Annotated in this window: 23 protein-coding genes and 1 pseudogene; 10 read left to right on the top strand and 14 right to left on the bottom strand. The window is 70.8% G+C overall.

The window, feature by feature from the left end:
• Positions 1 to 31 precede the first annotated feature (31 nt).
• The 3 genes from ACIQM0_RS12480 to ACIQM0_RS12470 all read right to left on the bottom strand — a co-directional run bounded on the left by ACIQM0_RS12480 (position 32) and on the right by ACIQM0_RS12470 (position 4,143).
• Complete coding sequence (locus ACIQM0_RS12480; RefSeq protein ID WP_401285936.1) at positions 32 to 682, bottom strand: GPP34 family phosphoprotein; 651 nt, start codon at positions 680 to 682, stop codon at positions 32 to 34.
• A 1,086-nt stretch (positions 683 to 1,768) separates the two neighbouring features.
• Positions 1,769 to 3,382 (bottom strand): alpha/beta hydrolase, encoded by a 1,614-nt coding sequence (locus tag ACIQM0_RS12475; protein ID WP_401285935.1) that lies wholly within the window; start codon positions 3,380 to 3,382, stop codon positions 1,769 to 1,771.
• Between the two features lie 113 nt (positions 3,383 to 3,495).
• Positions 3,496 to 4,143, bottom strand: coding sequence for a hypothetical protein (locus tag ACIQM0_RS12470; RefSeq protein WP_401285934.1), 648 nt, complete (start codon positions 4,141 to 4,143; stop codon positions 3,496 to 3,498).
• Positions 4,144 to 4,274: 131 nt separating this feature from the next.
• Between ACIQM0_RS12470 and ACIQM0_RS12465 the strand changes: the two genes are divergently transcribed.
• Entirely contained in the window at positions 4,275 to 4,886 is a 612-nt protein-coding gene (locus tag ACIQM0_RS12465) for a TetR/AcrR family transcriptional regulator (protein ID WP_401285933.1), read from the top strand.
• A gap of 180 nt (positions 4,887 to 5,066) precedes the next feature.
• Positions 5,067 to 5,831, top strand: coding sequence for a MerR family transcriptional regulator (locus tag ACIQM0_RS12460; protein WP_401285932.1), 765 nt, complete (start codon positions 5,067 to 5,069; stop codon positions 5,829 to 5,831).
• Between the two features lie 369 nt (positions 5,832 to 6,200).
• On the opposite strand, the pseudogene ACIQM0_RS12455 reads toward ACIQM0_RS12460, so the two are convergent.
• Together ACIQM0_RS12455 and ACIQM0_RS12450 are read right to left on the bottom strand one after the other, a co-directional pair.
• Positions 6,201 to 6,293, bottom strand: a pseudogene (locus tag ACIQM0_RS12455) (hypothetical protein); the annotation flags it as partial.
• A gap of 906 nt (positions 6,294 to 7,199) precedes the next feature.
• Entirely contained in the window at positions 7,200 to 8,060 is an 861-nt protein-coding gene (locus ACIQM0_RS12450; protein ID WP_385345272.1) for a 3-hydroxybutyryl-CoA dehydrogenase, read from the bottom strand.
• Positions 8,061 to 8,248: 188 nt separating this feature from the next.
• Between ACIQM0_RS12450 and ACIQM0_RS12445 the strand changes: the two genes are divergently transcribed.
• Positions 8,249 to 9,526, top strand: a complete 1,278-nt coding sequence (locus ACIQM0_RS12445) for a glycoside hydrolase family 10 protein (protein WP_401285931.1) — start codon at positions 8,249 to 8,251, stop codon at positions 9,524 to 9,526.
• Positions 9,527 to 9,556: 30 nt separating this feature from the next.
• Here ACIQM0_RS12445 and ACIQM0_RS12440 read toward each other — a convergent pair whose 3' ends face one another.
• Positions 9,557 to 9,766, bottom strand: a complete 210-nt coding sequence (locus ACIQM0_RS12440) for a DUF1918 domain-containing protein (protein WP_363030574.1) — start codon at positions 9,764 to 9,766, stop codon at positions 9,557 to 9,559.
• 120 nt (positions 9,767 to 9,886) lie between these two features.
• Complete coding sequence (locus tag ACIQM0_RS12435; RefSeq protein ID WP_401285930.1) at positions 9,887 to 10,876, bottom strand: DMT family transporter; 990 nt, start codon at positions 10,874 to 10,876, stop codon at positions 9,887 to 9,889.
• Here ACIQM0_RS12435 and ACIQM0_RS12430 point away from each other — a divergent pair.
• The 4 genes from ACIQM0_RS12430 to ACIQM0_RS12415 all read left to right on the top strand — a co-directional run bounded on the left by ACIQM0_RS12430 (position 10,875) and on the right by ACIQM0_RS12415 (position 14,855).
• Positions 10,875 to 12,416 (top strand): PLP-dependent aminotransferase family protein, encoded by a 1,542-nt coding sequence (locus ACIQM0_RS12430; protein WP_401285929.1) that lies wholly within the window; start codon positions 10,875 to 10,877, stop codon positions 12,414 to 12,416. The genes ACIQM0_RS12435 and ACIQM0_RS12430 overlap by 2 nt on opposite strands.
• A 97-nt stretch (positions 12,417 to 12,513) precedes the next feature.
• Positions 12,514 to 12,945 (top strand): GNAT family N-acetyltransferase, encoded by a 432-nt coding sequence (locus ACIQM0_RS12425; protein ID WP_401285928.1) that lies wholly within the window; start codon positions 12,514 to 12,516, stop codon positions 12,943 to 12,945.
• Positions 12,946 to 13,006: 61 nt separating this feature from the next.
• Complete coding sequence (locus ACIQM0_RS12420) at positions 13,007 to 13,582, top strand: histidine phosphatase family protein (protein ID WP_401285927.1); 576 nt, start codon at positions 13,007 to 13,009, stop codon at positions 13,580 to 13,582.
• Positions 13,583 to 13,679: 97 nt separating this feature from the next.
• Positions 13,680 to 14,855, top strand: a complete 1,176-nt coding sequence (locus ACIQM0_RS12415) for a serine hydrolase domain-containing protein (RefSeq protein ID WP_401285926.1) — start codon at positions 13,680 to 13,682, stop codon at positions 14,853 to 14,855.
• 15 nt (positions 14,856 to 14,870) lie between these two features.
• Here the strand turns inward: ACIQM0_RS12415 and ACIQM0_RS12410 are convergent, their stop codons facing one another.
• The 4 genes from ACIQM0_RS12410 to ACIQM0_RS12395 all read right to left on the bottom strand — a co-directional run bounded on the left by ACIQM0_RS12410 (position 14,871) and on the right by ACIQM0_RS12395 (position 19,622).
• Positions 14,871 to 17,111, bottom strand: coding sequence for an MMPL family transporter (locus ACIQM0_RS12410; protein WP_401285925.1), 2,241 nt, complete (start codon positions 17,109 to 17,111; stop codon positions 14,871 to 14,873).
• 171 nt (positions 17,112 to 17,282) lie between these two features.
• Positions 17,283 to 18,026: a Clp protease N-terminal domain-containing protein gene (locus tag ACIQM0_RS12405; protein WP_363030581.1), complete on the bottom strand. Its 744-nt coding sequence runs from the start codon at positions 18,024 to 18,026 to the stop codon at positions 17,283 to 17,285.
• 171 nt (positions 18,027 to 18,197) lie between these two features.
• Positions 18,198 to 18,695: a peptidylprolyl isomerase gene (locus tag ACIQM0_RS12400; protein ID WP_123468564.1), complete on the bottom strand. Its 498-nt coding sequence runs from the start codon at positions 18,693 to 18,695 to the stop codon at positions 18,198 to 18,200.
• A gap of 123 nt (positions 18,696 to 18,818) precedes the next feature.
• Complete coding sequence (locus tag ACIQM0_RS12395; protein WP_401285924.1) at positions 18,819 to 19,622, bottom strand: LysR family substrate-binding domain-containing protein; 804 nt, start codon at positions 19,620 to 19,622, stop codon at positions 18,819 to 18,821.
• Positions 19,623 to 19,680: 58 nt separating this feature from the next.
• On the opposite strand from ACIQM0_RS12395, the gene ACIQM0_RS12390 reads away from it, so the two are divergent.
• Positions 19,681 to 20,085, top strand: a complete 405-nt coding sequence (locus ACIQM0_RS12390) for a DUF5997 family protein (RefSeq protein ID WP_401285923.1) — start codon at positions 19,681 to 19,683, stop codon at positions 20,083 to 20,085.
• A gap of 146 nt (positions 20,086 to 20,231) precedes the next feature.
• Here the strand turns inward: ACIQM0_RS12390 and gap are convergent, their stop codons facing one another.
• Together gap and ACIQM0_RS12380 are read right to left on the bottom strand one after the other, a co-directional pair.
• The gene (gene gap / locus ACIQM0_RS12385) at positions 20,232 to 21,230 is read right to left on the bottom strand and encodes a type I glyceraldehyde-3-phosphate dehydrogenase (protein WP_363031154.1); all 999 of its coding nucleotides are present in this window, start codon (positions 21,228 to 21,230) and stop codon (positions 20,232 to 20,234) included.
• Positions 21,231 to 21,332: 102 nt separating this feature from the next.
• Positions 21,333 to 22,289, bottom strand: coding sequence for a GlxA family transcriptional regulator (locus tag ACIQM0_RS12380; protein WP_401285922.1), 957 nt, complete (start codon positions 22,287 to 22,289; stop codon positions 21,333 to 21,335).
• A 108-nt stretch (positions 22,290 to 22,397) separates the two neighbouring features.
• Here ACIQM0_RS12380 and ACIQM0_RS12375 point away from each other — a divergent pair, with 108 nt between their 5' ends.
• Together ACIQM0_RS12375 and ACIQM0_RS12370 are read left to right on the top strand one after the other, a co-directional pair.
• Positions 22,398 to 23,315 (top strand): GNAT family N-acetyltransferase, encoded by a 918-nt coding sequence (locus ACIQM0_RS12375; RefSeq protein ID WP_401285921.1) that lies wholly within the window; start codon positions 22,398 to 22,400, stop codon positions 23,313 to 23,315.
• 172 nt (positions 23,316 to 23,487) lie between these two features.
• Positions 23,488 to 23,847, top strand: coding sequence for a hypothetical protein (locus ACIQM0_RS12370; protein WP_401285920.1), 360 nt, complete (start codon positions 23,488 to 23,490; stop codon positions 23,845 to 23,847).
• Between the two features lie 85 nt (positions 23,848 to 23,932).
• Here ACIQM0_RS12370 and ACIQM0_RS12365 read toward each other — a convergent pair whose 3' ends face one another.
• Complete coding sequence (locus ACIQM0_RS12365; protein ID WP_401285919.1) at positions 23,933 to 25,099, bottom strand: HoxN/HupN/NixA family nickel/cobalt transporter; 1,167 nt, start codon at positions 25,097 to 25,099, stop codon at positions 23,933 to 23,935.
• Positions 25,100 to 25,240: the final 141 nt, after the last annotated feature.

Here is a 25,240-nt window from a genome sequence, read left to right as displayed (position 1 = left end):
CGGGAATTTCTCGTTGCGGTCGTGGTGCGGTTCAGGCGCTCCAGCCGCCTCCCACGGCCCGGCTCGCGAGATAGGAGTCGCGCAGTGCCTTGCGCAGTCCGGGGACGAACGCGTCGAACCGCGCCGCTTGCGCCTTCAGGGCGGACTTGTGGGTGCGGCGGTCCTCTTTGCTCCACACCGAGGTGAGCTCCAGCTCGACCGCCAGGACGGCCATGGCCAGCTCGTCCGTCAGGTCATCGGCGGGAGCGCCGTCGAGCACGATCGCGCGCACCCGGTCCTGCAGGGCGTGCACCAGGTCCGGGTGCACCACGGTGACCCTGTTGGTGGACACGACCCCCAGCTTCTTCTGCCGTTCGATGGCGACATCCCCGGAGGCGAGCAACTGGTCGCGGACCGGGGTTTCGGCTGTGTGCGCCTTGTTGTGCAGGAACTTCAGCCAGCCCTTGGGCTTGTCCTCGGGCAGGTCGTACCAGACCGATGCCGTGAACGGATCCTCGGGCGGATTGCCGGAGAGCCGCCGAACCTTCCCCCCGGTCGCGTCCAGCAGACCGTTACGGGCCAGCTCAGTCATCGCCCCGGCCCGCAGCAGCTGGCCGCGCCCCTGAATGTTGTCGAGCTGGAACTTTTCCTTCTTGACGGTGTAGCAGAGCAGATACAGTTTCTGAGCGAGAGTCGTGGGCATCAGAACTCCCCTTTGTGCTAGCCGAAGTGGGCAAGAGTTTTCTATCGCCGATAAGAGAGTGAAATGTGTGCAGGGGAGAGGCTCATCGGTCGCACCCTCCCTTCCTCTAATCCCTGTCAGGGGGCAGGTGAGACGAATTGGGCGTTCGCCCACCCATCAGGGAGTAACCGCTACGCCCTCGCCCCTGGTTTGCTTTTCAGCGGTTCTCCTACCTCCGGTTCGAGCCGTGAAACTGGTGACGTTACGGCATAGTTCTGTACGACCTGGAGAATAGACATTTCGGGATCTATTGCATGGTGTGCGCCGAGTCCGCCGTCGTGACAGAGGCGTAACCGGCGTCCGCCTCGCGCCTGGGGGGCGTCCCGACAGGACGTGCGGGATGCACGGGACCCGCGCAGTTATGACCGTTCTCGTGCCGGGCTCCCGGCGGGCCCTGGCCGTGCCGCTGGGCCTGTCCCTCAAACCGGGGTGGGCCGGGCGATCGCGGTGTTGCGGAGACTGGAGTCGACGTCGGCGAAAGGTGTGCTGGACGTGCGGTAGCAGCAGTGGGAGAGACCGCTGGTGCAATCGGAGTCGCCGATGACGGGGCGGTCTCTCCTTGAACTGGCCAGGTGGTGTGCTGTGAGCGGGGTGGCAACGAGGGCAAGGCACGGGTTTTCCTTCTGCCTTGTTTGACCTGCGCCGTCAGCAACCGCGGATTACATCGCCGAGACCGCCTTGGTTGAGAACCCAGGACCTATTCTCTGTCCGCTTTTGCGGTGCGTCAGTTCACCAAGCCGGCGCAGAATCACGCACGGGCGGGGCCCTGAAGTGGGTTGCGTGAGGACTATCCCGCAATTCCCGGTGGATCAAGCGCGTGGCGTCCAGGCGCGGCGCATCGCAAAGCGAAGGAGCGTCCACATACTGGATGTATGGGGACGCTCCGACAACGTGACGAGGTGCCTTGACCATCGTCGGGCACCCGGCGGGAAATGCGGGCCAGCCCTTAGCTGTGGCCTTGAACATCAGTCAGCCCGTGCGTAGGTCCTTCCGCTGTTCTGAGGTCATGCCGTGCGTATGCGTGGGCGGGTGACGGCTGGCTGTGACTCAACGCTTCGCAGGGACAAGGGGGCGGGTGGTTGCGGGCGTGTCCGTCTTGCACACGGTGCCGTCGGCGGGGTGGGTGCCGTGGAGGAGCGCGGCGTCAACTGCCTTGTTGACACACGAGTTGATGCCGTAGGAGCCGTGTCCGACTCCTTCACGTGTGAGCAGGACCGCGGCGTCCAGAGTCCGGGTCATGTTCTCGGCCCAGTGATGGGGGGTGACGGGGTCCAGTCGGCCTGCGACCACCAGTGCCGGTGGCGCACCGGCGCCTGTGAGCGGCTTGGTGACGCGGTCCTTGTTCGGCGCGGGCCACCGTGCGCAGTTGAGAGCGGAGTAGGCGGCCCGGGTCCCGATCCGCTTCGCCTCAGTAGTGGCCTTTGTGGCTGCGGCCTTGTGCGCGGCGATGCCGGACGGGGTCTTCCAGTCGGCGCAGCGTACCGCAGTGTGCGTTTCGAACATCGCGGTGGGGACGGGGAAGGGGGATACCGTGACGCTGCTCCACAGGGTATAGAGGGGTGCGCCGTTGCCCTTCTGTGCGGCCAGGAGCGCCGAGGTCAGCAAGGGCCAGGTGTTCTGGTCACCGGCCAGGGCTCGAGTGGTCTCCAGGGCCATGGCACCGTCGAGCTCGCCGCCCGGGGTGGCGCCCCCCTGGGCGGGTGCGACCTTCAGTGGCTTCGCTTCCAACGTGTCGATGAGTGTGTCGAATGCCGCCTCCGGGTCACCTGCCCCGAACGGGCATACTGCGGCCCCTTCGGCGCGACAGGTCTTGAACCAGGCGTTGAGGGTTCGTTCGCTTGCCACAGCGACGTCGTTCTGGAAGGGGAGGGAGTTGCCGAACCACTGGTTGGTGTCGACGGGCGCGTCGAGCACTATCTGGCGGACTCGGTGAGGGAAGAGGGTGGCGTACATCGGGCCGACCACGGTGCCGTAGGACAAGCCGTAGTACGTGATCTTTTTCTCGCCGAGTGCGGCGCGGACTCGGTCGATGTCGCGAGCCACGTTGTCGGTGGAAAGGCTGGCCAGGAACTTCTTGCTCTGGTGCTTGGCGCAGCCGTCGGTGAACGCGGCGGCATCGGCCAGCAGTCGCGGCAGAGGCTTGCCCCCGGGGATCGCCGGGTCGAAGGAGGTGCCGGCGGCGTCGGCTCGCTGCTGGTCGGTCAGGCAGCGAACGGCCTGCGATTGGCCGACGCCGCGCGGGTCCATCGCGATGACGTCGAATCTGGCGAGCACAGCGGCCGAGAAAGCGCCCGGAGTGCCGGCTGTCTTGGGCAGATTGCGCAGTGTCTCGGTGGCGGCGACCCCGGGTCCGCCCGGGTTGAAGATGAGACTGCCGATGCGCTGGTCGGGATCAGTGGCCCGGTGCCGCATGACCGCGAGCGGGATCTGTGCGCCCTCGGGGTCGGTGTATTCCTGCGGCACCTTGATCGTGGCGCATTCCAGGTCCTTCCCGCACATGCTCCAAGTGAGCGGGTCAGGGGAGGGGGCCGGGGCCGACGCGCCTGTTGCGGACGTGCTGCGCAGCCCCGAGACGCCGGACGAGCACCCCGTCAGGACCATGAGGGCTGTGGCGAACGCCGCCCCGTACTTGGCGGCGGTCCGTGGCCTCAACTGGGTCATGATCATCTTCCTTTCGTCCTACGTGTGTCATTCCCTGTAGCCCGGCCGTGCCGGTCGCGCGAGAGGCCGGCCGAAGAGGGCTGGTGTGGTCGCGCTTTCCTCGCTTCGAGGAGTCAGTGACCGGCCGCGTCGAGCAGGGAGGAGTGCCGCAGGCGGAGTGCGCGCTCCATGCTCGCCAGAACTGCCCCGCCCCCCAGTGCGAGGTTCAGCCAGATCGGCAGGTGTATCGGGGAATCGAACGCTCCGACCCGTTGCGCGACGGGAGGGATCTCGGAGACGGGTTCAGCGAGCTGCAACAGGTTCAGGCCCACACCGATGACAAGCAGCAGCACCGATCCGACGGCGATCGCCCCGCTCAGTCCCGGGTGGCGGGTGCCGAAGCGCGCCCTCCGTCCCTCCGCGGAGGCAGGGTCGGGCGTGAGCTGAGACGGTTGTCCGTCCAAGGGGCGATAGTGGCAGCGCTTGATGCCGTAGCTGCTCATCGCCACCTCGATGACGCCCCCGTCGACAGGGAAGACCGCGGGCAACTTCGACTCGGCCACGTGCCTGCCGTCCGTGAACAGGTGTGCACGGATCCTGCTGTTGTCCAATCGCGCCCAGTGCCGTACGTCGACGGCGTGCAGGCGTTCCTGCCCGCCGTCACCGGGAAGCCGTAACCAGAACAGGGAGCGCACGGGGGGCTGCCACCAGCGGAACCGCTGCAGTTCCCTGCCGTCGCCCGGCTTGAGGCGCTTCGATGCCGCCCACTGCTTCCACGCCATGCTCCGCGGACTCCTTCGCGCCTCGGCCGCACCCTCACTGGTACAGCGTGTTAGAAAGACGCTAGCACACTGTACTAGTACGGCGTGCTAGTACAGTGAAGGGTGCTGGGAGAAGCGAAGGAGAGCGGGACATGGAAACACGCGAGAAGATCCTCAAGGCCGCCGCGGAGATGATCGCCGAGGACGTAGCGGCGAAGCTGAGCGTGCGCGCGGTCGCCGCGCGTGCGGGGGTGAGCACCGGCTCGCTGAGGTTCCACTTCCCCACCCAGCGCGCGCTGCAGGACAGCTTGCTCGAGCGGATCTACGAACACCTGCTGCCCGGCGACTCGATCCGGGACCGGACACTGTCGCCCCGCGAACGGCTGCTGAACTGCCTGCGGCAGGTTCTCGCACCGCTCGGCACCAATGAGGACGCGCGAACCGCATGGGGCACGGTCTATCGGAGCTTCATCGAGCCCGAGCCGACCGAACCGGTACGCACCGCCTACCTCGCCCACGAGCGGGAGGCGGAGCGCCGGGTCGAACACTGGCTGACCGTGCTCTCCGAGGAAGGCGCACTGCCCCCGGGAGACCACACCCGCAACGTCAGGTTCCTTCTCACCGTCCTCAACGGACTCTCGGTCGAACGCGCCCTGCCCACCGGCGAATCCGTCCTCATCGCCGAGACCGAGACCCTCAACGCCGCCGTCGACCAAGTCCTCTCCACCGGCCCCGCACCATCCGCCGGACCACCTCGGCCGTGAACCGGACCAGCCACCCCTTCGCGCCGGGGCGCGAGACCACGGTGCGACGGGCACCGGCGTGGACAGACCGGCATGGTCGGCGGCTATCCGCCCGCCGGACAGTTGCCGGACTCGAATTCTCGACGGCGACCGCAAAGAAACGCAAAGACACGGCACCAGACGGCGAGGGAGAATTCGATCATGGCGTGGAGCACTCGGGAGATGGCGGAGCTGGCCGGCGTCAGCCTCAGGGCCGTACGGCATTACCACGACATCGGATTGCTTGAAGAGCCGGAGCGTCGCTCCAACGGTTACAAGCAGTACGGCGTCAGCCACCTCGTCCGGCTCCTCCGGATCAAGCGCCTCACCGCTCTGGGCTTCTCCCTGTCCCAGATCGCGGGCATGGACGACGACCCGGATTCGGGCCCCGATCCGCGTGATCTGCGGGCTCTCGACACGGAGCTGGCCGCCACCATCGAACGCCTGCAACACGCCCGCGCGGAGGTGGGCGCCCTCCTGCGCGGACACGCTGCGAGCGATCTTCCCCTCCGCTTCGTCTCCGTGGACAAGACCGCCGAGCTTCCTGCCCCGGACCGCTCTTTCGTCACCGTCCTCGGTACGGTCCTCGGGCCCAGTGGGATGGACGCCTATGCCGACTTGCTCCATCAGGAGCCGCAGCCGGTGGCACTGGAACTCAACGAGCTTCCGGCCGATGCCGACGAGGTGACCCGCCAGAATCTCGCCGAGCGTCTCGTGCCATACGTTCGAGGCCTCCGGGTCCGCCATCCCGGGCTCAGCGATCTCGCTTCAGACGCCCCGCGCGGCCGACAGCACACCGCCCGCACCATCGGCAAAGCCATCAGCGATCTCTACAACCCAGCCCAGGTGGACGTCATGAAGCGGCTCGACGGGCTCCTGTCCGACGTGGATGCCCACGGTGACCGCTCTCAGAGCGCCGCTTCGTGACTCTGGGGGCGGATCCCAGTGTGCACCTGATGGTGTGACGAGTGGACGACGGAGTCGTTGCCACGACCGCTCCTGCTTGGACACCAGCGAACCGTAATCCGTGCGGTCCACTGCCGCAGGTGCCTCGTTTCTGTGGGCTGGTACGACGCTGCGCGGACGACATGAATGCGGCGTGTGACTCCCCGGCGCCGCCCTCACTGCTGGGCGCCGCGGCTCTCGCTCCCTGATGTGTCGTTCTCGACGAGGATGCTGTGGACGCGTCGCAGCACGTCGAGGTGCGCGCGGTTGTAGAACTCGACCAGTGCGTGCACGGCGACCGACTCCGCAACAGCCCTTTCGTTCCGGCTCGTCCAGCAGACCGATCTCGTGGTAGTGCCGGACGGCCTTGGCCGTCGTCCCCGCGAGTTCCGCCAGCCGACGGGTAGCCCACGAAGGACACGTCCTGCCCCGCGGATTGACCACCTGACCCGCGCCGCCCGCCCCCCGTCCGCCGCCGACACCTTCCGGCGTACCCGTCGACGGCGGTTACAAGTAGTACCGCAGTCCGCAGTCCGCAGTACCAGTCCTCCCTCGGTAAACGGCGTCGGTTGCGGCGCGCGCGCCGAGAGATTCGGCAGTGGGGTCCGTAAGCCGGAGCAGACACAGGACGGACCACCGGACTGCCGTAGTGGCGCTATGAGAGCTCGCCAGTGGTTCGCAGCGTCAGCAGTACGCCCTTCCGACTCGGGATCAGGGCCCGTGAATGGTGTAGCAGTGCAGCGGAGGCCCGGCGCCATTGGTGCAGGGCTCCGATGCGTTTCGAGGGGCGGGCCCTGCGGAGGCCGGGTGGCCGCGCGTTGCAGGAGAGACACAGTCGCCGTAGTGCCTCCGGCCCAATGTGCGTGGTCCTCGGGGAGAGCCGCGAGGTCTGACGGGGATGAGCGGCCGATCGGCCTCACCGGTGGACGGGCGGTGGACAGATGCCTTCGGACGGTGCGGCACGAGGTGGCACAGGCCAAGCTGCTGCAGATGCTCTGACCAGGAAGAATGCCACGAGACACTACGGCAGGGCATTCCCCGGCATGATCGCTCTCCGTCTCGTAACGCGTAGGTCCCGGGTCGCAGTTGCCAGGGACTTTTCAGGGACTTTCAGCTCTGTCGGAGGGACATCCGAGGGAGTTTTCGCAGTACAAGCACGGAAGGCTGCGACAGCGCTGAAAGGCCCAGGGCATCGGGCCCGCGCATCCGCGCCGTCGCTCCATAGCGCTCCGGCATGGCGTCGGGTCGGCAGTGGCAGACGAGGCTCTTCGGGGCCGCACCAATCCCTGACCTCGGGAAACGTGCACCGGCGGGCCCGGCGCCGTGAGCGCCGGGCCCGCGGACGGGCGGTCAGGCGTACGGGTAGAAGCCCGAGCCCGTCTTGCGGCCGAGACGGCCCGCGTCGACCATCCGCTGGAGCAGCGGGGGAGCGGCGTACAGCGGCTCCTTGTACTCGGCGTACATGGAGTCCGCGACCGAGGCCACGGTGTCCAGGCCGATCAGGTCGGCGAGCTTGAGCGGGCCCATCGGGTGGGCGCAGCCCATCTCCATGCCGTTGTCGATGTCCTCGCGGCTGGCGATGCCCGACTCGAACATCCGGATCGCGGAGAGCAGGTAGGGAATCAGCAGCGCGTTGACGACGAAGCCGGACCGGTCCTGGGCGCGGATCGGGTGCTTGCCGAGTATGTCCTGCACCACGGCCTCCGCACGCTTGACCGTCTCGTCCGAGGTGGTCAGCGCGGGGATCAGCTCGACGAGCTTCTGCACCGGGGCCGGGTTGAAGAAGTGGATGCCGATGACCTGGTCGGGGCGCGAGGTCGCGACGGCCAGCTTCACCAGCGGGATCGAGGAGGTGTTGGAGGCGAGGATCGCGTCCTGCCGGGTCACCACCTGGTCCAGCACCTGGAAGATCTCGGTCTTGACCTGCTCGTTCTCCACGACGGCCTCGATGACGAGATCGCGGTCGGCGAACTCACCGAGGTCGGTGGTGAAGCTGAGGCGGCCGAGGGTCTCGTCGCGCTCCTCCTCGGTGATCTTGCCGCGTTCCGCGGCTTTCGAGAGGGAGTTGTAGAGGCGGGTGCGGCCGATCTCCAGCGCCTCGCCGGTGGTCTCGGCCACTCTGACGTCGAGGCCGCTGCGGGCGCACACCTCTGCGATGCCTGCGCCCATCTGGCCGCAGCCGACCACTCCGACGCGTGCGATGTCCGCCATGGGGTCCGTCACCTCGTGCCTTTCACTGTTCTCCGTGCGGCGGCTTCCGTTCGGTTCCGGGCCCCGCCCCGACCCCACGACGTTACTCCGCGCCTTCCCCGGGATCACGGGCCGGGGCGTGCATGCTCGGCCCCGGCCCCTGATTCCGGGGATCCGGGCGCGGACAGAGAGACGGCAGGTGCGAAGAAATGCGGCAAATCGCCAGGAGGGGCTTTGTGGCCGGTACGGCCGGGACGGCGGTGGCGGCGGTGGCCTCGGCCGCCGTGCCCGGTGAGGCCGCCGGGTCCGGGCCGGACGCGGGGCGCGCGGACCGGGTGGGGAGACCCCGTGACGCGCTGCGGCGGGAGCTCAGAGGCATGTGGGTGGGGACGGTCGGCAACCTCGACTGGCCCTCGAAACCGGGACTGTCCGCCGCCGCGCAGCGGTCCGAGCTGATCGCGTACCTCGACGAGGCCGTCGACCGCCGGCTGAACGCGGTGATCCTCCAGGTCCGCCCGTCCGCCGACGCGCTGTGGCCTTCCCAGTACGAGCCGTGGGCCGCGTGCCTCACGGGCGTCCAGGGCAAGGACCCGGGCTGGGACCCGCTGGGCACGGCGGTGCGGGAGGCGCACAGCCGCGGCCTGGAGCTGCACGCCTGGTTCAACCCGTACCGGGTCGCGAACCACACCGACCGGTCCCGGCTGGCCGCCACCCACCCCGCGAGGCTGCACCCCGGCTGGGCCCTGCCGTACGGCGGGAAGCTGTACTACAACCCGGGCCTTCCCGAGGTCCGCGGCTTCGTCCAGGACGCGATGCTCGACGCGGTCCGCCGCTACGACATCGACGCGGTCCACTGGGACGACTACTTCTACCCGTACCCGGTGGCCGGGCAGTCCTTCGCGGACGGCGCCGCGTACGAGAAGTACGGTGCGGGCTTCGCGAGCAAGGCGGCCTGGCGGCGCGCCAACATCGACAAGCTGGTGCAGGAGACCGCCCAGCGGATCAAGGCGGTCAAGCCGGCGGTCCGGTTCGGCATCAGCCCGTTCGGGGTGTGGCGCAACGCCTCCACCGACCCGCTCGGCTCGAAGAGCGCGGCGGGGGTGGAGACCTACGACGATCTGTACGCCGACACCCGCGGCTGGATCAAGAAGGGCTGGATCGACTACATCTGCCCGCAGCTCTACTGGAACATCGGCTACGCCGCCGCCGACTACGCCGTCCTGCTGCCCTGGTGGAACGAGGTGGTACGGGGCACGGGCGTCGACCTCTTCATCGGTGAGGCGCTCTACAAGGCCGGTGATCCGGCCCAGCCAGCGGCCTGGCAGGACCCGGCGGAACTCTCCCGCCACATCGACCTCGCCGCCGGGTACGACCAGGCCCGCGGCCACGTCTACTTCTCCGGGAAGGTCGTGGTCGCGGACCGGATCGGCGCGATGGCGCGGGTGGTGGCCGACCACTACCGGTCGCGGGTGCGCCCGCCCGGCTGACCGGCCGCGGTCTGTACGGTCCCGGGGCCTCTACGGTCCTGGGACCGTACCGGGGGCGGCGTCGTGCCGGACGACGCTGTCGGGGCCGGGAGCCAGGAGATGTTCATGTCCGTCGTCGAAGCGGACGCGGTACGGGGGAGCGCCCCCGTCCCCGAGCACCTCGACGATCTCTGCGACCCGGTCCTGCTGCCCCACGGTCCTGCCGTGCGTCACCAGCCGGTCGCCCGTGTGTGCCTCCATCGGGTGTGACCTCCTCACGGGGTGGCGGTCCATGTCGACAAGTCTATGTCCGGACGGCGGCTTCGCCCGGTGCGGGAATTCCCGGACGGGCGGTCCGGAGGGGTGGTGCGGCCCGCCCGGTCACCGGCCGCGCCCGGCGCCGCCCGCGCGCTGGGTCGCCGCGATGCAGAGGAGCACCGCCACCGCCGCCACCGGTGCGGCCGCCGAGACCTTCTCGCCGAGCAGGAAGTACGACCAGACCAGCGTCAGCAGCGGCTGCGCGAGCTGGAGCTGGCTGGCCCGCGCCACCCCGATCTCCGCCATGCCCCGGTACCAGACGTAGAGCCCGAAGAAGGTCGAGCACGCCGCGACCCAGACCAGGCCGATCACTCCGTGCGCGGTCAGCCGCACCGGCTCGTACGGCAGCGCGAGCGCGGTGCCCGCCACGGCGAGCGGCAGGGTGAGGATCAGCGCCCAGCCGATCACCTGCCAGCCCGGCATCACCTTCGCCAGCCTGCCGCCCTCGGTGTACCCCGCCGCGCACACCAGCAGGGCGCCGAACAGGTAGAGATCCCCGGCGGAGAGCGCGCCGCCGCTCTGCAGCACGGTGAAGGCGATCACCACCCCCGCGCCGGTGACCGCCGCGATCCAGAACGTGCGGGACGGGCGCGATCCGGTGCGCACGGAGGCGAACACCGCCGTGGTCAGCGGCAGCAGCCCCACCACCACGGCCGCGTGCGAGGTCGTCGAGGTCCGCAGCGCCAGCGTGGTCAGCAGCGGGAACCCCACCACCACACCGCCCGCCACGACGGCCAGCCCGGCCCAGTGCCGGCGCTGGGGAACCCGTACCCGGGTCGCGAGGAGCACGCTGCCCGCGATCACGGCGGCCAGCAGGCTGCGCAGCGCCACCAGGGACCAGGGGCCGAAGCTCTCCAGGCCCCACGCGGTCGACGGGAAGGTCAGGGAGAAAGCGACCACGCCGAGCCCGGCGAGCAGCGTTCCGCTCCGGCCCGCCGACCGGGACCCGGGGTCACCGGCTGCCTCGTCCGGCGCCGGGGGGCGGGCAGGGCCGTCCGCTGTGGCGGTGACCGCTATCGTGCTGCGGAGAGTAGCGCTATCCTCTGCTTTCATGCATGAGCGTAGCAGTGTGGCCGATCTGGCGGGTTGTCTCCGGGACGAACTGAACCGCTACTCGCCGGGTGAGAAGCTGCCGTCCAGCCGCGCCCTGGTGGAGCGCTTCCGGGCGAGTCCCGTCACCGTCTCGCGGGCCGTCGCGCAGCTCGCCGCGGAAGGGCTCGTCACCACCCGCCCCGGCGCCGGCGCGTTCCGGGCGCAGCCGCGCGCCGACGCACCGCGGCCCGGTGACACCTCATGGCAGGAGGTGTCGCTCAGCGGCGACGGCGGCCTTGAGGTCGTGCCCCGTACGGTCGACGCCTCGGGCGTCCTGGCCACCCTGGCGGCCCCGGCCACGGGCGTCGTCGAGTTCAACGGCGGCTACCTGCACAGCTCGCTCCAGCCCGAACGCGCCCTCGCCGCCGCACTCGCGCGGGCCGGCCGCCGCCCCGGCGCCTGGGGCCGCCCGCCCACCGAGGGGCTGACCGAACTGCGCGCCTGGTTCGCCCGCGAGATCGGGCCCGCGCTCACCGCCGCCGATGTACTGATCACCGCCGGCGGCCAGAGCGCCCTGGCCACCGCGCTGCGGGCCCTCGCCCCGCCCGGCGCCCCGGTCCTCGTGGAATCGCCCACCTATCCGGGCATGCTGGCCGTGGCGCGGGCCACCGGGCTGCGGCCCGTGCCGGTCCCGGCCGACACCGACGGCGTACGGCCGGAACTGCTCGCCGCCGCCTTCCGGGCCACCGGCGCCCGTGTCCTGGTCTGCCAGCCGCTGTTCCAGAACCCGACCGGCGCGGTCCTGGCCCCGGCCCGGCGCTCCGAGGTCGTCCGGATCGCCAGGGAGGCGGGCGCGTTCGTCATCGAGGACGACTTCGCCCGGCGGCTCGTCCACGACGACGCCGGACCGCTGCCGCGACCGCTGGCCGCCGACGACCCCGACGGGGTCGTCGTCCATGTCTGCTCCCTCACCAAGGTCACCTCGCCCAGCCTCAGGGTGGGCGCCCTCGCCGCACGCGGCCCGGTGCTCGAACGGCTGCGCGCCATCCAGGTCGTCGACAGCTTCTTCGTCCCCCGGCCCCTCCAGGAGGCCGCGCTCGAACTCGTCGGCACACCGGCCTGGAGCCGCCATCTGCGCTCCCTGTCCGCCGAGCTGCGGGCCCGGCGCACCGCGATGACCGTGGCGCTGCGCCGCGATCTGCCCGCCCTCGCGCTCCCGCACGTCCCCGCGGGCGGAGGCAGCCTCTGGGTGGGCCTGCCCGGCACCGGACCCGGCGCCGACGAGTCCGCCATGGTCTCCGCCGCCCTGCGCGCCGGGGTCGCCATCGCGCCGGGACGCCCGTACTTCTGCGCCGAACCCCCGGCGCCCCACGTCCGGTTGAGCTACGCGGCCGTTGCCGGAACGGCCGAGATCGCCGAGGGCGTGCGACGCCTGCACACGGCCTGGGGGAGCGTCCTCGACTCGCCGGACCCCGCGAGTCCCAGGGCCTGTATCGGGTTGTCCCGCGGCGTCACGGGGCTGGGCACGCACGCTCGCGGCGTTGCCGAAACGCCCTGGTAGCTCCGCTGCAAGAGCGTTTCGGCGCCTTGCGATCGCACGCACCCAGCCCCGCTCCTCCTTCCGCGGGACAACCCCATACAGGCCCTAGACTCCGGGCATGACGGAAACTCCCCAGCAGCGTTACGAGATATCGTCCGACCCGGCCCGGCTGGATGCGGCCAGGATTCACAACTGGCTCTCCACCGACGCCTATTGGGCACTCGGCCGGACCAGGGAGCGCCAGGATCTGGCCATCGCGGGCTCGCTCAACTTCGGCGCCTACGACCTCGCGTCGGGCGAACAGGCCGCGTACGCGCGGGTGGTGACCGACCACGCCACCTTCGGCTGGCTCTGCGACGTGTACGTCGACCGCGCAGCCCGCGGCCACGGACTCGGCGCCAGGATCGTCGCCGCGGCGCGCGACCACCTCGCCGAGGCCGGTGTCCGCAGGGTCGTGCTCGCCACGGAGGACGCCCACGGCGTGTATGAGAAGGTCGGTTTCAAGCCGCTCGACAGCCCGGCCAAGTGGATGTCCCTCACGCTCGGCTGACCCGGAAGCGCTTCCGGCCGCGCTCTTGACCCGCGGGGCGATCGGCTCCACGATCGCGGCCATGAGTGTTCGAGTCTCACTCGTCGCCGCGGCGCGCAACTCCTCGCTGCTCGGTGAGCGCTTCGACGACGACCGGCCGCTCGACGAGGCCGGCTGGCACGAGGTGCAGTTCGCCGCCGCGGCCCTGATCCCCCTGGGGGCGGCCGAGCTGCGCTACTGCTCACCGACCGCCCGCAGCCGTGCCACCGGCCAGGCACTCGGCTTCGCCCCGATGGTCCAGCCCGCCCTGCGCGACTGCGACATGGGGCGCTGGCGCGGCTGCACCCTGGCGGATGTCACGGCGCGCGAACCGGCGGCCGTGGACGCCTGGCTCGCGGACCCGCGGTCCGCGCCGCACGGCGGCGAACCGCTGCTCGCGTTCATCTCCCGGATAGGCGGCTGGCTGGACACCCGCCCCGCCTGCGACGGGTCGATCGTCGCGGTCGCCGAACCGTCCGTCGTCCGGGCCGCCCTCGTGTACGCGCTGCGGGCCCCGCCCTCGACGTACTGGAACGTCGACGTCCGCCCGCTCTCCACCGTCACGCTGACCGGTCTGCCCCGCCGCTGGAGCCTCCGCCTCGAAACCGGGGCCCGCTGAGGGCGCGGTGCCCGGTCCGCCCGGGATCGGGGCGCACCACGTCTTCCTGACGGTCCGACCAGTCGGTATGTTGTCCTGGAGCCGAGTCCGACCAGGCATGTCCCAGGCGAGGGAGGCCACCGTGCCGCCGATCCACGGTCACTGCGACCCGCGCTTCGCCGCGGTGCGCGACGCGTTCGAGGCGAACTTCCGCGAGCGGGACGAACTGGGCGCGGCCGTCACCGTCCTGGTCGACGGACAGCCCGTGGCCGACCTCTGGGGAGGCTGGGCGGACGGGGCCCGTACCCGCGCCTGGGAGCAGGACACCCTGGTCAACGTCTGGTCCACGAGCAAGGGGCCGACCGCGCTCTGCGCCCACGTCCTCGCCGACCGCGGCCTGCTGGACCTCGACGCCCCGGTCGCCACGTACTGGCCCGAGTTCGCGGCGGCGGGCAAGGAGGCCGTTCTCGTGCGGCATCTGCTCTCCCACCGCGCGGGCCTGGCGGGGCTCCGTGAGCCGCACACCCTGGCCGAGCTCTACGACTGGGAGCTGACCTGCGCCCGGCTGGCCGCGACCGAACCGTGGTGGGAGCCCGGCACCCGGTCCGGCTATCACGCGATCACGTACGGCTTCCTGGTCGGCGAGGTGGTCCGGCGGGTCAGCGGGCTGCTGCCGGGGGAGTTCCTCCGGCGCGAGGTGACCGGCCCGCTCGGCATCGACTTCTCCGTGGGCCTCCCCGAGAAGGAGGCGGGGCGGGCCGCCGAACTCGTCGTCCCGAAGGCGGACCTGGCCCGGCAGGCGGCGCTCTTCGCGCGGATGGAGCCGGTCGCCGTCGCCTCGCTGCTCAATCCGCCCACCGGCGCGGCCGCCGCCAACACCGCCGAGTGGCGGGCGGCCGAGATCCCCGCGGCCAACGGCCACGGCACGGCCCGCGCGGTCGCCGCCCTGTACGGCGTCTTCGCGGGCCGAGGCAGCCTCGGCGGCCGGCGCGTCCTCTCGGAGGCGGCCGCCGAACGGGTCCGCGAGGGTCAGGGCGGCTGCCGCGACCTGGTGCTGGGCGCGGGGTTCGCCCAGGAGACGGAGATCGCGCTCGGCCTGTGGCTGAGCGGCCCCAACGGCTCGTACGGTCCCAACCCGCGCGCCTTCGGCCACGACGGCGCGGGCGGCTCCTGCGGCCTGGCCGACCCGGAGGCCGGGATCGCCCTCGGCTACGTCATGAACCGGATGGGCCCGCTCATCGCCGACGACCCGCGCAAGACGTCGCTGATCGACGCGGTGTACGCCTCGCTCTGACCGGCACGGAACCGGTCAGGGCGCGGGCGTCGGCGGGACCGGCTCGCCCTCGGTGTCGATGTGGGGGAGTACCCGGTCCAGCCACCGGGGGATCCACCAGGCGCTGCGGCCCAGCAGCGTCATCACGGCGGGTACCAGCAGCAGGCGGACGATCGTGGCGTCGACGAGCACACTGACCGCCAGCCCGAGGCCCAGCATCTTGACCACGATGGTGTCGCTGAGGATGAAGGCGGCGAACACGCTGACCATGATCAGCGCGGCGCAGGTGATCACCCGGGCGGTGATCTCCAGCCCGTGTGCGACGGCGCCCTTGCTGTCCCGGGTGCGCAGCCACGCCTCGTGCACGCGGGCGATCAGGAACACCTCGTAGTCCATGCTCAGGCCGAAGACGATCGCGAACATCATCATCGGCACGTAGCTCTCGATGGGCACCTTCCCGGAGACGCCCAGCGAGGGCCCGCCCCAGCCCCACTGGAAGACGGCCACCACCACCCCGTACGAGGCGGCGATCGACAGCAGGTTGAGGGCGGCGGCCTTCAGCGCCACCAGGACGCCGCGGAACACGACCAGGATGATGACGAAGGCCAGACCGACCACGACGGCGATGATGAGCGGGAGGCGGCTGACGATGATGTCGAGGAAATCCTCCTGGGCCGCGGTCGTTCCGGTCACATAGGTGGACGCGTCGGTGCCGGCCACCCCCTTCGGCAGGACGTCGTCCTTGAGGTGGTTGAACAGCGTGGTCGTGCCCGCGTCCTGCGGGGCCTGCTTCGAGACGGCGTTGCCGATGAGCAGCGCTCCGTCGTCCGTCGCCCGGAGCGGGCTCACACTGGCCGCGCCCGGGACATCGGTGAGCGCCTTCTGGAGACTGCTCGCCAGCGCCGAGCGGTCCGCGCCGGGCACCGCCCGCTGATCGACGACCAGGGTGAACGGGCCGTTGGCGCCCGGCCCGAAACCGGTGGAGATCAGGTCGAAGGCGCGCCGGTCGGTGAAGTCCGTCGGATCCGCTCCGTCGTCGATGTGCCCGAGGCGGATGGAGAACAGCGGGATCGCCAGGACCCCCACCACGACGAGCCCGGTGAGCAGGAACCACCAGGGCCGGCGTTCCACCCGCTGGGCGTAGCGGTGCCAGCCGCCCTGCGACGGGGTCCCCGGCACGGCCCCGCCCTCCGCGACCGGCGGCCGTACCCGGTAGCGGTCGACGCGCCTGCCGATGAGGCCGAGCAGGGCGGGGACCAGGGTGACCGCGCCGATGACCGCGGTGACGACGGTGACCGCGGCGGCGGCCCCCAGCTTGCCGATGAAGCTCACCCGGGAGACGTACAGCCCGGCCAGCGCGACGATGACGGTGCAGCCGGAGACGAGCACGGCACGTCCGCTGGTGGCCACGGCCCGGCCGGCGGCCCGGACCGGATCGCCGCCGTCCATGACGGTCTGCCGGTGGCGGGTGATCAGGAACAGGGCGTAGTCGATCCCGACGCCCAGTCCGATCATGGTCGCGAGCGTGGGGGACACACTCGCGAACGTGGTGGCCGCGGCCACCAGCGACAGGATGCTCAGTCCGACGATCACGCTGATGAGCGCGGTCAGCAGCGGGACACCGGCGGCGATGACGCTGCCGAATCCGATGAGCAGGACGACCACCGCGACGGCGAAACCGATGGCCTCGCTGGTCAGGTCCTTGGTCTCGGGCCTGGCGAGCTCCCCCAGCGGTCCGCCGTACTCGACGTCCACCCCGGCGCTGCGCAGTGGTTTCACCGCCGTGTCGACCTGGTGGAGATAGGCGTCGTCCAACGAGGTCGGGTTCACGTCGAACCGCACGGTGATGTAACCGGTCGCGCCGTCCTTGGACAGTGCGGTGGACGTCGACGAGGACGAGGACGGCAGCGGGTTCTGGGCGGACAGTACGTGCGGCAGCTTCTGGAGGTTGCCCACCACCTGATCGACCTGGCTCCGTACATCCGGCAGGGGCTTCTGGGCGTCGTGCAGGACCACCTGCGCACCGGTGCCGCCCGCGGCGGGGTCGTGCGCCTTCAGCAACTCGGCGCCCGTGTTCGACTGGGTGCCGGGCAGGTTGAAGTCGTCGGAGTACGTCCCCCCGAACGCGCTCTGGAGGGCGTGCAGCCCACCGAGGGCGACCACCCAGGCGATGATCACGACGACGAAGTGGCGGGCGCACCACTCGCCCAGCCGCCGCAGCCGCCCCCCGCGCGACTTCTCCGGTGCCGCGTACGTGCTGCTGCTGGGCGGTGCCATGCGTTCTCCCGGAGCAGGGGACGGGCCGTTCCGGCCGGGGCGCGCCGCGTCCCTCGTGTCCAATTCGAGAACGTAGATGCGGGTACGGGACCCGGGGCCGCGACACGTGCGGCGGAGCGGCCCGTTCCGCCGCACGGCCGGTACGCGGCCGCCGCACCGGCCGGGGGCCGGTCAGTCCTTCTCGTGTGCGGCGACGATGAGCGTGAGCGCCTCGGCGATGGCCGTCTCCGCGGTCGCCTTGTCGAGGCCGAGGCCGGTCAGCAGCCCCGCGCCGTCCTCGTGCTCCAGCAGGGCCAGCAGGATGTGCTCGGTCCCGATGTAGTTGTGCCCCATCCGCAGCGCCTCGCGGAAGGTGAGCTCCAGCGCCTTGCGGGCACCGGCGTTGTACGGGATGAGCTCGGGCAGCTCCTCCTCCGAGGGTGCCGGGAGCGCGGCGGTGGCCTCCTGGCGGACGGTGTCCAGCACCACCCCCTGCGCCTTGATGAACGCCGCCGCGAGCGCTTCCGGCTCGCTGAGCAGCCCGAGCACGAGGTGCTCCGTCCCGATCTCGCTGTTGCCCGCTGCGCGCGCCTCGTTCTGCGCCGCCATCACGACGTTCTTCGCGCGGGGGGTGAAGCGGCTGAAGCCCTGGCTGGGGTCGAGGGTGGTCGGCTCGCCGGGGTCCTTGGCGACGAACCGCTTCTGCGCCGCCTGCCGGGTCACCCCCATGCTCTTCCCGATCTCGGTCCAGGAGGCGCCGGAGCGCCGCGCCTGGTCCACGAAGTGGCCGATCAGGTGGTCGGCCACGTCGCCGAGGTGGTCGGCGGCGATGACGGCGTCCTGGAGCTGGTCGAGGGCGTCGGGGTGGACTTTCTTGATGGCGTCGATGAGGTCGTCGAGACGGACCGGATGCGTGGGACTCACTGGCTTCGTCATGTGTCAACCGTAAGTTGACAGTGAGGCACTGTCAACCTCCCGTTGACAGTGCACTGGAGTGCGGACGGCGGCGGCGGTGCCGGCCGTGGAAGCCCGGAAACGACGAACGCGCCGGCCGACGGTGTTCGTCGGCCGGCGCGTCCGGTCAGCTGTTCAGCCAGCGGGTCGGGATCAGAGCACCCCGGAGTCGGCGATGGTGACCTTCGCCTTGGTCCGGCCGCTCTGCGAGCCGAGGCCCTCGATCTTGGTGACCAGGTCCAGGCTCTCCTGGTCGGCGACCTCGCCGAACACCACGTGCTTGCCGTCCAGCCACGAGGTCACGATGGTCGTGATGAAGAACTGCGAACCGTTGGAGTTCGGGCCGCTGTTCGCCATGGAGAGCAGTCCGGGCTTGGTGTGCGCCAGCTTGAAGTTCTCGTCGTCGAACTTCGCGCCGTAGATGCTCTTGCCGCCGGTGCCGTCACCACGGGTGAAGTCACCGCCCTGGAGCATGAACTCGGGGATGACCCGGTGGAAGGACGAACCCTTGTAGCCGAAGCCGTGCTCGCCGGTCGCCAGCTGGCGGAAGTTCTCCGCCGTCTTGGGAACGACGTCGTCGTACAGATTGAAGACGATCCGCCCTGCGGGCTCGTCATTGATGGTGATGTCGAAGTAAACCTTGCTCGTCATACAACCATCCTGACATCCGGCCGCGCGGCCCCGACGGGCGGGCGCGACGAAGCGCCGCTCACGGGTGACGGGCCCGGCGCATGTGGTCGACACACGGTGCACGCCACCGCGGCCGTCGCACCGCTACGGCCGCCGGCGGGGCTTTCCGCGCTTGGCGCCCGCGGCGCCCTTCGTGCCGCCCCGGGCGCCCTTCGCCCCCTTCGCCCCTCCGGAACCGCTCCGGGCGCCCTTCCCCGCCGCCGCACCGGCCGCGGGCTTGCGCCGGGCGCCGCCGGTCTCCGGGGCTTTGCGCTTCGGCTGCGCGGCCGGCGGCGTACCGCGGCCCCGGGTGCTGTTCACCGTCCGCCCCCGGACGATCCCGATGAAGTCCTCCACCAGATCGGTCGTCCGGTCCTCCGGCCACGACAACGCGATGCGCGACTCGGGTGCGCCCAAGAGCGGCCGGTACGTCAGGTCCTTGCGGTGGTGCAGGCGGGCGAGCGACTGCGGGACGGCGAGGACGCCCACCCCGGCCGCCACCAGCTCGATGGCGTCCGCCGTCGTGGCGGGGCGCTCGATCGCGGGCAGGCCCGGCAGGCTGTCCCAGCCGAGGGTGTCGTCCAGCGGATGCAGCACGATCTCGTCGGCCAGATCCTCGACGGAGACCTCGTCGACCGCCGCCACCACGTGGTCCTTGGAGATCACGACCACGGTCGCCTCGGTGTAGAGGGGGATCGCGCTGAGATCCGTACGGTCGACCGGCAGCCGCACGAAACCCGCGTCTGCGCCGCCGCCGAGCAGCAGGTCGGACGCCTCGGCGGCGGGCACCGAGACCAGGGAGAGGGGGACGTCGGGCAGGCGTTCGTTCCAGATCCGCACCCACTTGGTGGGCGTCACCCCAGGGACGTACGCGAGCCGGAACGAAGGGGTTGCTTCCGAGCCTGTCACCCCGCCAGGTTACCGGTCGTGGTCAGCGGCGTCGCACACGCTCGATACTCTTGACTCCATGACGTCGCACCAGACCACCCAGACAATGAAGCCCGCGACCGCGGCGAAGAAATTGGGTGTGTACCTCGAAGCCACCCCCACCGAGTTCCAGGAGGGTGTCGTCTCGCGCACCGAGCTGGCGGCTCTCCAGTCCGATCCGCCCGAGTGGCTGCAGGAACTGCGACTCAACGGCCCGCACCCCCGGCCGGTGGTCGCCGCCAAGCTCGGCGTCTCCATCTCCGGCCTCGCGCGCGGTGGTGTCGCGGACGCCCTCACCACGGAGCAGATCGACGCGCTGAAGCAGGAGGACCCCGAGTGGCTGCGCAAGGAGCGCGCCACCCAGGCCGAGGTCCGCAAGGAGACGGTGCGCATCAAGGAGCGGAACGCGGAACGCGCCGGCCAGTCGCAGGAGCCCCGTTCCTGACATCGGCCACTGAAACCGCCGTGTGGGTGGTCCTCCTTCCGTTCCACCGGAAAGGGGGGCCACCCACACGGCGTTGCGGCGGCCGGGGGAGCGGCACGCCGCCGGCGGGCGTCGGCGGGGGCAGTGGAGACCGCCCCCGCGACCGCTCAGCGCGTGGCGAGGAGCGTCAGCGTGTCGATCACGCGGTTCGAGAAGCCCCACTCGTTGTCGTACCAGGCGGACACCTTGATGTGGCGCCCGTCGACCCGGGTGAGAGCCGAGTCGAAGATCGACGAGGCGGGGTTGCCCGTGATGTCGGACGACACCAGGGCGTCGTCCGAGTACTCGAGCACCCCGGCCAGCGGCCCCTGCGCCGCTGCCAGGTAGGCCGCCAGCACCTCGTCGCGGGTCACATCGCGGGACACGGTGGTGTTGAGCTCGACGATCGAGCCCACCGGAACCGGCACGCGGATGGAGTCGCCCGACAGCTTGCCGTCGAGGTTCGGCAGCACAAGGCCGATCGCCTTGGCGGCGCCGGTCGTCGTCGGCACGATGTTGACCCCGGCGGCGCGGGCGCGGCGGGGGTCGCGGTGCGGGCCGTCCTGGAGGTTCTGCTCCTGGGTGTAGGCGTGCACCGTCGTCATGAAGGCGTGCTCGATGCCGGCGAGCTCGTCGAGCACCGCGGCCAGCGGCGCGAGCGCGTTGGTCGTGCACGAGGCGTTCGAGACGACCGTGTGCAGGGCCGGGTCGTACGCGTCATTGTTGACCCCGTACGCGAGCGTCACGTCCGCGCCGTCCGACGGTGCGGCGACGAGCACCCTCTTCGCACCCGCGTCGAGGTGGGCGCGGGCGGCCTTGGCGGACGTGAAGCGGCCGGTCGCCTCCAGCGCGATGTCGACGCCGAGCTCGGCCCACGGCAGCTGTCCCGGTTCCCGCTCGGCGAGCACCTTGATGCGGCGGCCGTCGACGACGAGGGTGTCCCCGTCCACACTCACCGGGCGCCCGAGCCGCCCGGCCGTGGTGTCGAACGCGAGCAGCCGCGCGAGAGCGGCGGGCTCCGAGAGGTCGTTGACGGCGACGACCTCGAGGTCGCTGTCGCGTTCGAGCAGCGCGCGCAGCACGTTGCGTCCGATGCGGCCGAATCCGTTGATGGCGATGCGAGTCATGTGAGAGTCCCTTCTCCTCGTCCTCAGCATCGCGCTCGCCGGACCCGCCAGACAGCGGCGTGATCGCCATGGTCCGTAAGGATCCCGCCACCCGGCCGCGGGCTATTCGCCCCGGGCGAAGGTGCGCCGGTACTCGCTCGGTGTGGTGCCGAGGATGCGCTGGAAGTGCAGCCGCAGATTCGCGCCGGTGCCGAGGCCGACATCGGCGGCGATCTGCTCGACGCCCCGCTCCGAACGCTCCAGCAGCTCCCGGGCCACGTCGACCCGGGCGCGCATGACCCACTGCATCGGGGTGTACCCCGTGTCCTCGGCGAAGCGCCGCGAGAACGTGCGGGGCGACACCGCCGCGTGCCGCGCGAGCGCCCCGAGGGTGAGGGGTTCGCCGAGCCGGTGCAGCGCCCACTCGCGGGTGGCGGCGAACCGTTCGCCGAGCGGTTCCGGCACGCTGCGCGGCACGTACTGCGCCTGGCCGCCGCTGCGGTAGGGCGCGGCGACCAGGCGCCGGGCCGCGTAGTTCGACGCGGCCACCCCGAGGTCGCCGCGCAGCACGTGCAGGCACAGGTCGATGCCCGACGCGGCGCCCGCCGACGTCAGCACGCCGCCCTCGTCGACGAACAGGACGTTCTCGTCGACCCGGACCAGCGGGTACTTCGCCGCGAGTGCCCTCGTGTAGTGCCAGTGGGTCGTGGCGCGGCGGCCGTCGAGGAGACCCGTGGCGGCGAGGGCGAAGGCCCCGGTCGAGATGGCGGCGAGGCGCGCGCCCCGGTCGTGGGCGGCGATCAGCGCGTCGAGGACGGGCTGCGGCGGAACGTCACGGTCGGGGAGCCGGTAGCCGGGCACGAAGACGATGTCGGCCCATGCGAGCGCGTCGAGCCCGTGGGTGACGGAGTACGAGAGCCCGTCCCCGCCGGCCACGAGGCCGGGTGCCGCGCCGCACACCCGCACCTCGTACGGCATGCTCGCGCGGGTCGTGAAGACCTGTGCGGGAATGCCGACATCGAGCGGCTTCGCGCCGTCGAGCACGAGGACCGCGACGTGACGCAGGCGGGCGGCTGGCATGGAAAACGAGGGTACGCGGAGGCCAGACTCCCCCGGAGCCCGACCCGCGACGGCCCGGCCCGAAGAAACTCCCGCTCAGGTTCATGACAACGTGGCTAGTGTGATCGGGTGACAGAATTCAACATCCTTGGTGACAGCGCTGAATGGCAGCAGGACTACGAGCAGCGGCTGTTCGCCGCGTACACGGCGGCCGGGCTCGGTGCGGCCGCGACGGAGCGCGTGCTCGGCGATATGCGCGCCGGCATCGGTGACTGGACGGTCGCCGCGATCACCGAGGCGGACGGGACCCCGGTGGGCCATGTCGCCGTGGTCGTGGCCGAGGGCGACGACCCGCCCGCGGGCCGTATCTGCGACCTCCGGGTCGACGCACGCCACGCCGGCCGGGGACACGAGGAGGCCGCCAGGGACTGGGCCGAGCGCTGGTGCGCGGAGCGCGGCGCACGCAGGCTGGACATACGGCTCATGGAGCCGGCGGGCGAGTTGTTCGACGCTTACGGCGTCCGCGGTCAGCTGAGGGCGCGGCACGTCGGCTCCTCGCCGGAACCGGTCGAAGGAGTCACCGCACGGCCGATGACGCAGGCCGAGTACCCCGGGTGGCTCGACTCCGAGAAGCGCGCCTACGCCGGTGACATCGTGCGGGCGGGAGCCAAGAGCCCCGAGGGCGCCGCACGCAAGGCCGACGACGACTTCGCGAAGCTGATTCCCGAGGGCCTTGCGACGCCCGAGACCACGCTCCTTGTGCTTGAGGCGGAGGGCGAGCCGATCGGCACCGGCTGGTTGAAGCACGGGCACCTCCCGGGGGCCACCTACGGATACTCGCTGCACATCGACGAGCGGCACCGCGGCAAGGGGTACGGCCGGGCCGCGATGACGGCCGGTGAACAGGCGACGTCGGCAGCCGGTGACTCGGTGCTGATGTTCACCGTGTGGGGCGGCAACGAGGTGGCGATGAACCTGTACACGAGCGTCGGCTACCGGATCGTCGAGGAGTACCGCTCGCTCGACCTGCCCCGCGCCGCGGTATGACGAGTGGCGGAAGCACGCTGACGGCCCTGCATCTCTTCCTGGGCTGGGCGGCGATGACGGTCACGGTGCCGACGCTCGGTTTCGGACTGCCGGCGTCGGCCCGGCGCAGTCGAAGCAGCGCCGGCACGACGCGGAGGTCGCGCGCTACCGGGAGCACGCGGAACTGCTGTACTTGGGCGCCGCGCCGGACGGCATGGAGGTGACCCGCGCCGAGGCCGGACCCGCCTGCTTCAGTGTCGACTACCGTTCCGTCCGGCGGGACGAGTCGGCGTACGTGGACCTCAACGTGCGCTCGGCGCTCTCTCCGGCACCGCGATGCCCCGAGCCCGCGCAGAAGGATGTCTCCTGCACGGTGGACGCGCACGGCGGGTTACGTATGGTCCGCACCTTCCCCGGTGGCCGCGCCGTCACTCTCTCCCGCCACCTCGGGGACGCGGAGGCCGAGGTCACCAGCCAGACCCTCGCGAACCCGGGCTGCGGCGTCTCCTGGACACGCTGCACCCGCTGTCGGACGCCGAGCTGGCGGAGCTGATGCGGGAAGAGAAGATCGGCCAAAGACGCTGAGACAGGCTCGCCCCGGCCCCGGCTCCTTGCGGTGCGAGGGGCCGGACCTCCCGCTATCGCGGCCCCGGCCCCCCGGGCGGGGGCGGGGAGGGCGGGGAGGGCGGGCCGCTCAGGTGCGCGCTCCATTTCTCCTCGATGCGGCCGAACTTCCACACGGCCAGCGCGGCGATCCAGGTGACGACGAACAGGCCGACGATCAGGTAGCCGAGGATGTTGAGGTCGAGGCCGGTGATCCAGTCCCAGAACGGTCCGTGGAGGCCGGCCTTCTCGCCGACCAGGCCGAGGAGTTCGACGGTGCCGATGATCAGGGCGACGGCGACGGACAGACCGGTGATGGTGAGGTTGTAGTAGACCTTGCGGACCGGCTTGGAGAACGCCCAGCCGTAGGCGAAGTTCATGAAGGTGCCGTCGATGGTGTCCAGCAGGGACATGCCTGCCGCGAACAGCACGGGCAGACAGAGGATGGCGTACCAGGGCAGCCCCGAGGCGGCGCCGGTGCCGGCCAGGACCAGCAGGGCGATCTCGGTGGCGGTGTCGAAGCCGAGGCCGAACAGCAGGCCCAGCGGATACATCTGCCACGGCTTGGTGAGGGACTTCATCAGCCGCCCCAGCAGCCGGTTCATCAGCCCTCGGTTGTTCAGCTGCTCCTCGAGCGCGGCTTCGTCGAAGTGTCCTCGCCGCATTTCGCGGAAGACCTTCCAGATCCCGGTGAGGATCACGAGGTTGATGATCGCGATGAGGTAGAGGAAGGTCCCGGAGACGGTGGTCCCGATCCAGCCGGTGGCGGTGTGGAGGGTGGAGTTGTCGTTCTTCACGGGCCCGGCGAGGGCCTTGACACCCAGCGACAGCAGGACCGCCAGCGCGAAGACGATGCTGGAGTGGCCCAGGGAGAACCAGAAGCCGACCGACAGCGGCCGCCGGCCCTCGTGCATCAGCTTGCGGGTGGTGTTGTCGATGGCCGCGATGTGGTCGGCGTCGAAGGCGTGCCGCATGCCCAGGGTGTACGCGGTGACCCCGATACCGATGCCGAAGGTCTTCTCCCCGAGGGTGTAGTGCTCGGGCGTGACGATCGAGACCAGGGTGAACCAGCCGATCACATGCAGGGCCGCGATGAAGGCCGCCATCCCCGCCATCCGCCGCCACTCGGCCCGGGTCATGGAACCGGCCAGACGGCGCAGGCGGGAACGGGGGGCGACCGGTGGGGCGGGAGAGGCTGCCATGGGGGTCTTCCTTCGCTTCGCCTTCGACACCTGTCGCGTATGGGTTGCTCCTGCAACCTATGTGCAACAGGGGTATTTGCGTGGGAGCGGGGCGGCGGAAGGCCGGGTGTGACCGCGGGTGGAGGTGGAGCGTCACTTCAT

Origin of the sequence: Streptomyces sp. NPDC091387, assembly GCF_044756945.1 — a bacterium.
In the GTDB taxonomy this organism is placed as follows: Bacteria; Actinomycetota; Actinomycetes; order Streptomycetales; family Streptomycetaceae; genus Streptomyces.
This window is presented reverse-complemented; position numbering and strand designations above follow the sequence as displayed.

What these genes read in the sequence shown, in the direction of transcription:
- ACIQM0_RS12410 (WP_401285925.1), bottom strand. Translation starts at nt 17,111, where the DNA reads ATGGCACCGCCCAGCAGCAGCACGTACGCGGCACCGGAGAAGTCGCGC.
- ACIQM0_RS12445 (WP_401285931.1), top strand. Translation starts at nt 8,249, where the DNA reads ATGCGGCAAATCGCCAGGAGGGGCTTTGTGGCCGGTACGGCCGGGACG.
- ACIQM0_RS12405 (WP_363030581.1), bottom strand. Translation starts at nt 18,026, where the DNA reads ATGACGAAGCCAGTGAGTCCCACGCATCCGGTCCGTCTCGACGACCTC.
- ACIQM0_RS12435 (WP_401285930.1), bottom strand. Translation starts at nt 10,876, where the DNA reads ATGAAAGCAGAGGATAGCGCTACTCTCCGCAGCACGATAGCGGTCACC.
- ACIQM0_RS12420 (WP_401285927.1), top strand. Translation starts at nt 13,007, where the DNA reads ATGAGTGTTCGAGTCTCACTCGTCGCCGCGGCGCGCAACTCCTCGCTG.
- ACIQM0_RS12450 (WP_385345272.1), bottom strand. Translation starts at nt 8,060, where the DNA reads ATGGCGGACATCGCACGCGTCGGAGTGGTCGGCTGCGGCCAGATGGGC.
- ACIQM0_RS12480 (WP_401285936.1), bottom strand. Translation starts at nt 682, where the DNA reads ATGCCCACGACTCTCGCTCAGAAACTGTATCTGCTCTGCTACACCGTC.
- ACIQM0_RS12400 (WP_123468564.1), bottom strand. Translation starts at nt 18,695, where the DNA reads ATGACGAGCAAGGTTTACTTCGACATCACCATCAATGACGAGCCCGCA.
- ACIQM0_RS12365 (WP_401285919.1), bottom strand. Translation starts at nt 25,099, where the DNA reads ATGGCAGCCTCTCCCGCCCCACCGGTCGCCCCCCGTTCCCGCCTGCGC.
- ACIQM0_RS12475 (WP_401285935.1), bottom strand. Translation starts at nt 3,382, where the DNA reads ATGACCCAGTTGAGGCCACGGACCGCCGCCAAGTACGGGGCGGCGTTC.
- ACIQM0_RS12470 (WP_401285934.1), bottom strand. Translation starts at nt 4,143, where the DNA reads ATGGCGTGGAAGCAGTGGGCGGCATCGAAGCGCCTCAAGCCGGGCGAC.
- ACIQM0_RS12460 (WP_401285932.1), top strand. Translation starts at nt 5,067, where the DNA reads ATGGCGTGGAGCACTCGGGAGATGGCGGAGCTGGCCGGCGTCAGCCTC.
- ACIQM0_RS12425 (WP_401285928.1), top strand. Translation starts at nt 12,514, where the DNA reads ATGACGGAAACTCCCCAGCAGCGTTACGAGATATCGTCCGACCCGGCC.
- ACIQM0_RS12430 (WP_401285929.1), top strand. Translation starts at nt 10,875, where the DNA reads ATGCATGAGCGTAGCAGTGTGGCCGATCTGGCGGGTTGTCTCCGGGAC.
- ACIQM0_RS12390 (WP_401285923.1), top strand. Translation starts at nt 19,681, where the DNA reads ATGACGTCGCACCAGACCACCCAGACAATGAAGCCCGCGACCGCGGCG.
- ACIQM0_RS12440 (WP_363030574.1), bottom strand. Translation starts at nt 9,766, where the DNA reads ATGGAGGCACACACGGGCGACCGGCTGGTGACGCACGGCAGGACCGTG.
- ACIQM0_RS12465 (WP_401285933.1), top strand. Translation starts at nt 4,275, where the DNA reads ATGGAAACACGCGAGAAGATCCTCAAGGCCGCCGCGGAGATGATCGCC.
- ACIQM0_RS12380 (WP_401285922.1), bottom strand. Translation starts at nt 22,289, where the DNA reads ATGCCAGCCGCCCGCCTGCGTCACGTCGCGGTCCTCGTGCTCGACGGC.
- ACIQM0_RS12415 (WP_401285926.1), top strand. Translation starts at nt 13,680, where the DNA reads ATGTCCCAGGCGAGGGAGGCCACCGTGCCGCCGATCCACGGTCACTGC.
- gap (WP_363031154.1), bottom strand. Translation starts at nt 21,230, where the DNA reads ATGACTCGCATCGCCATCAACGGATTCGGCCGCATCGGACGCAACGTG.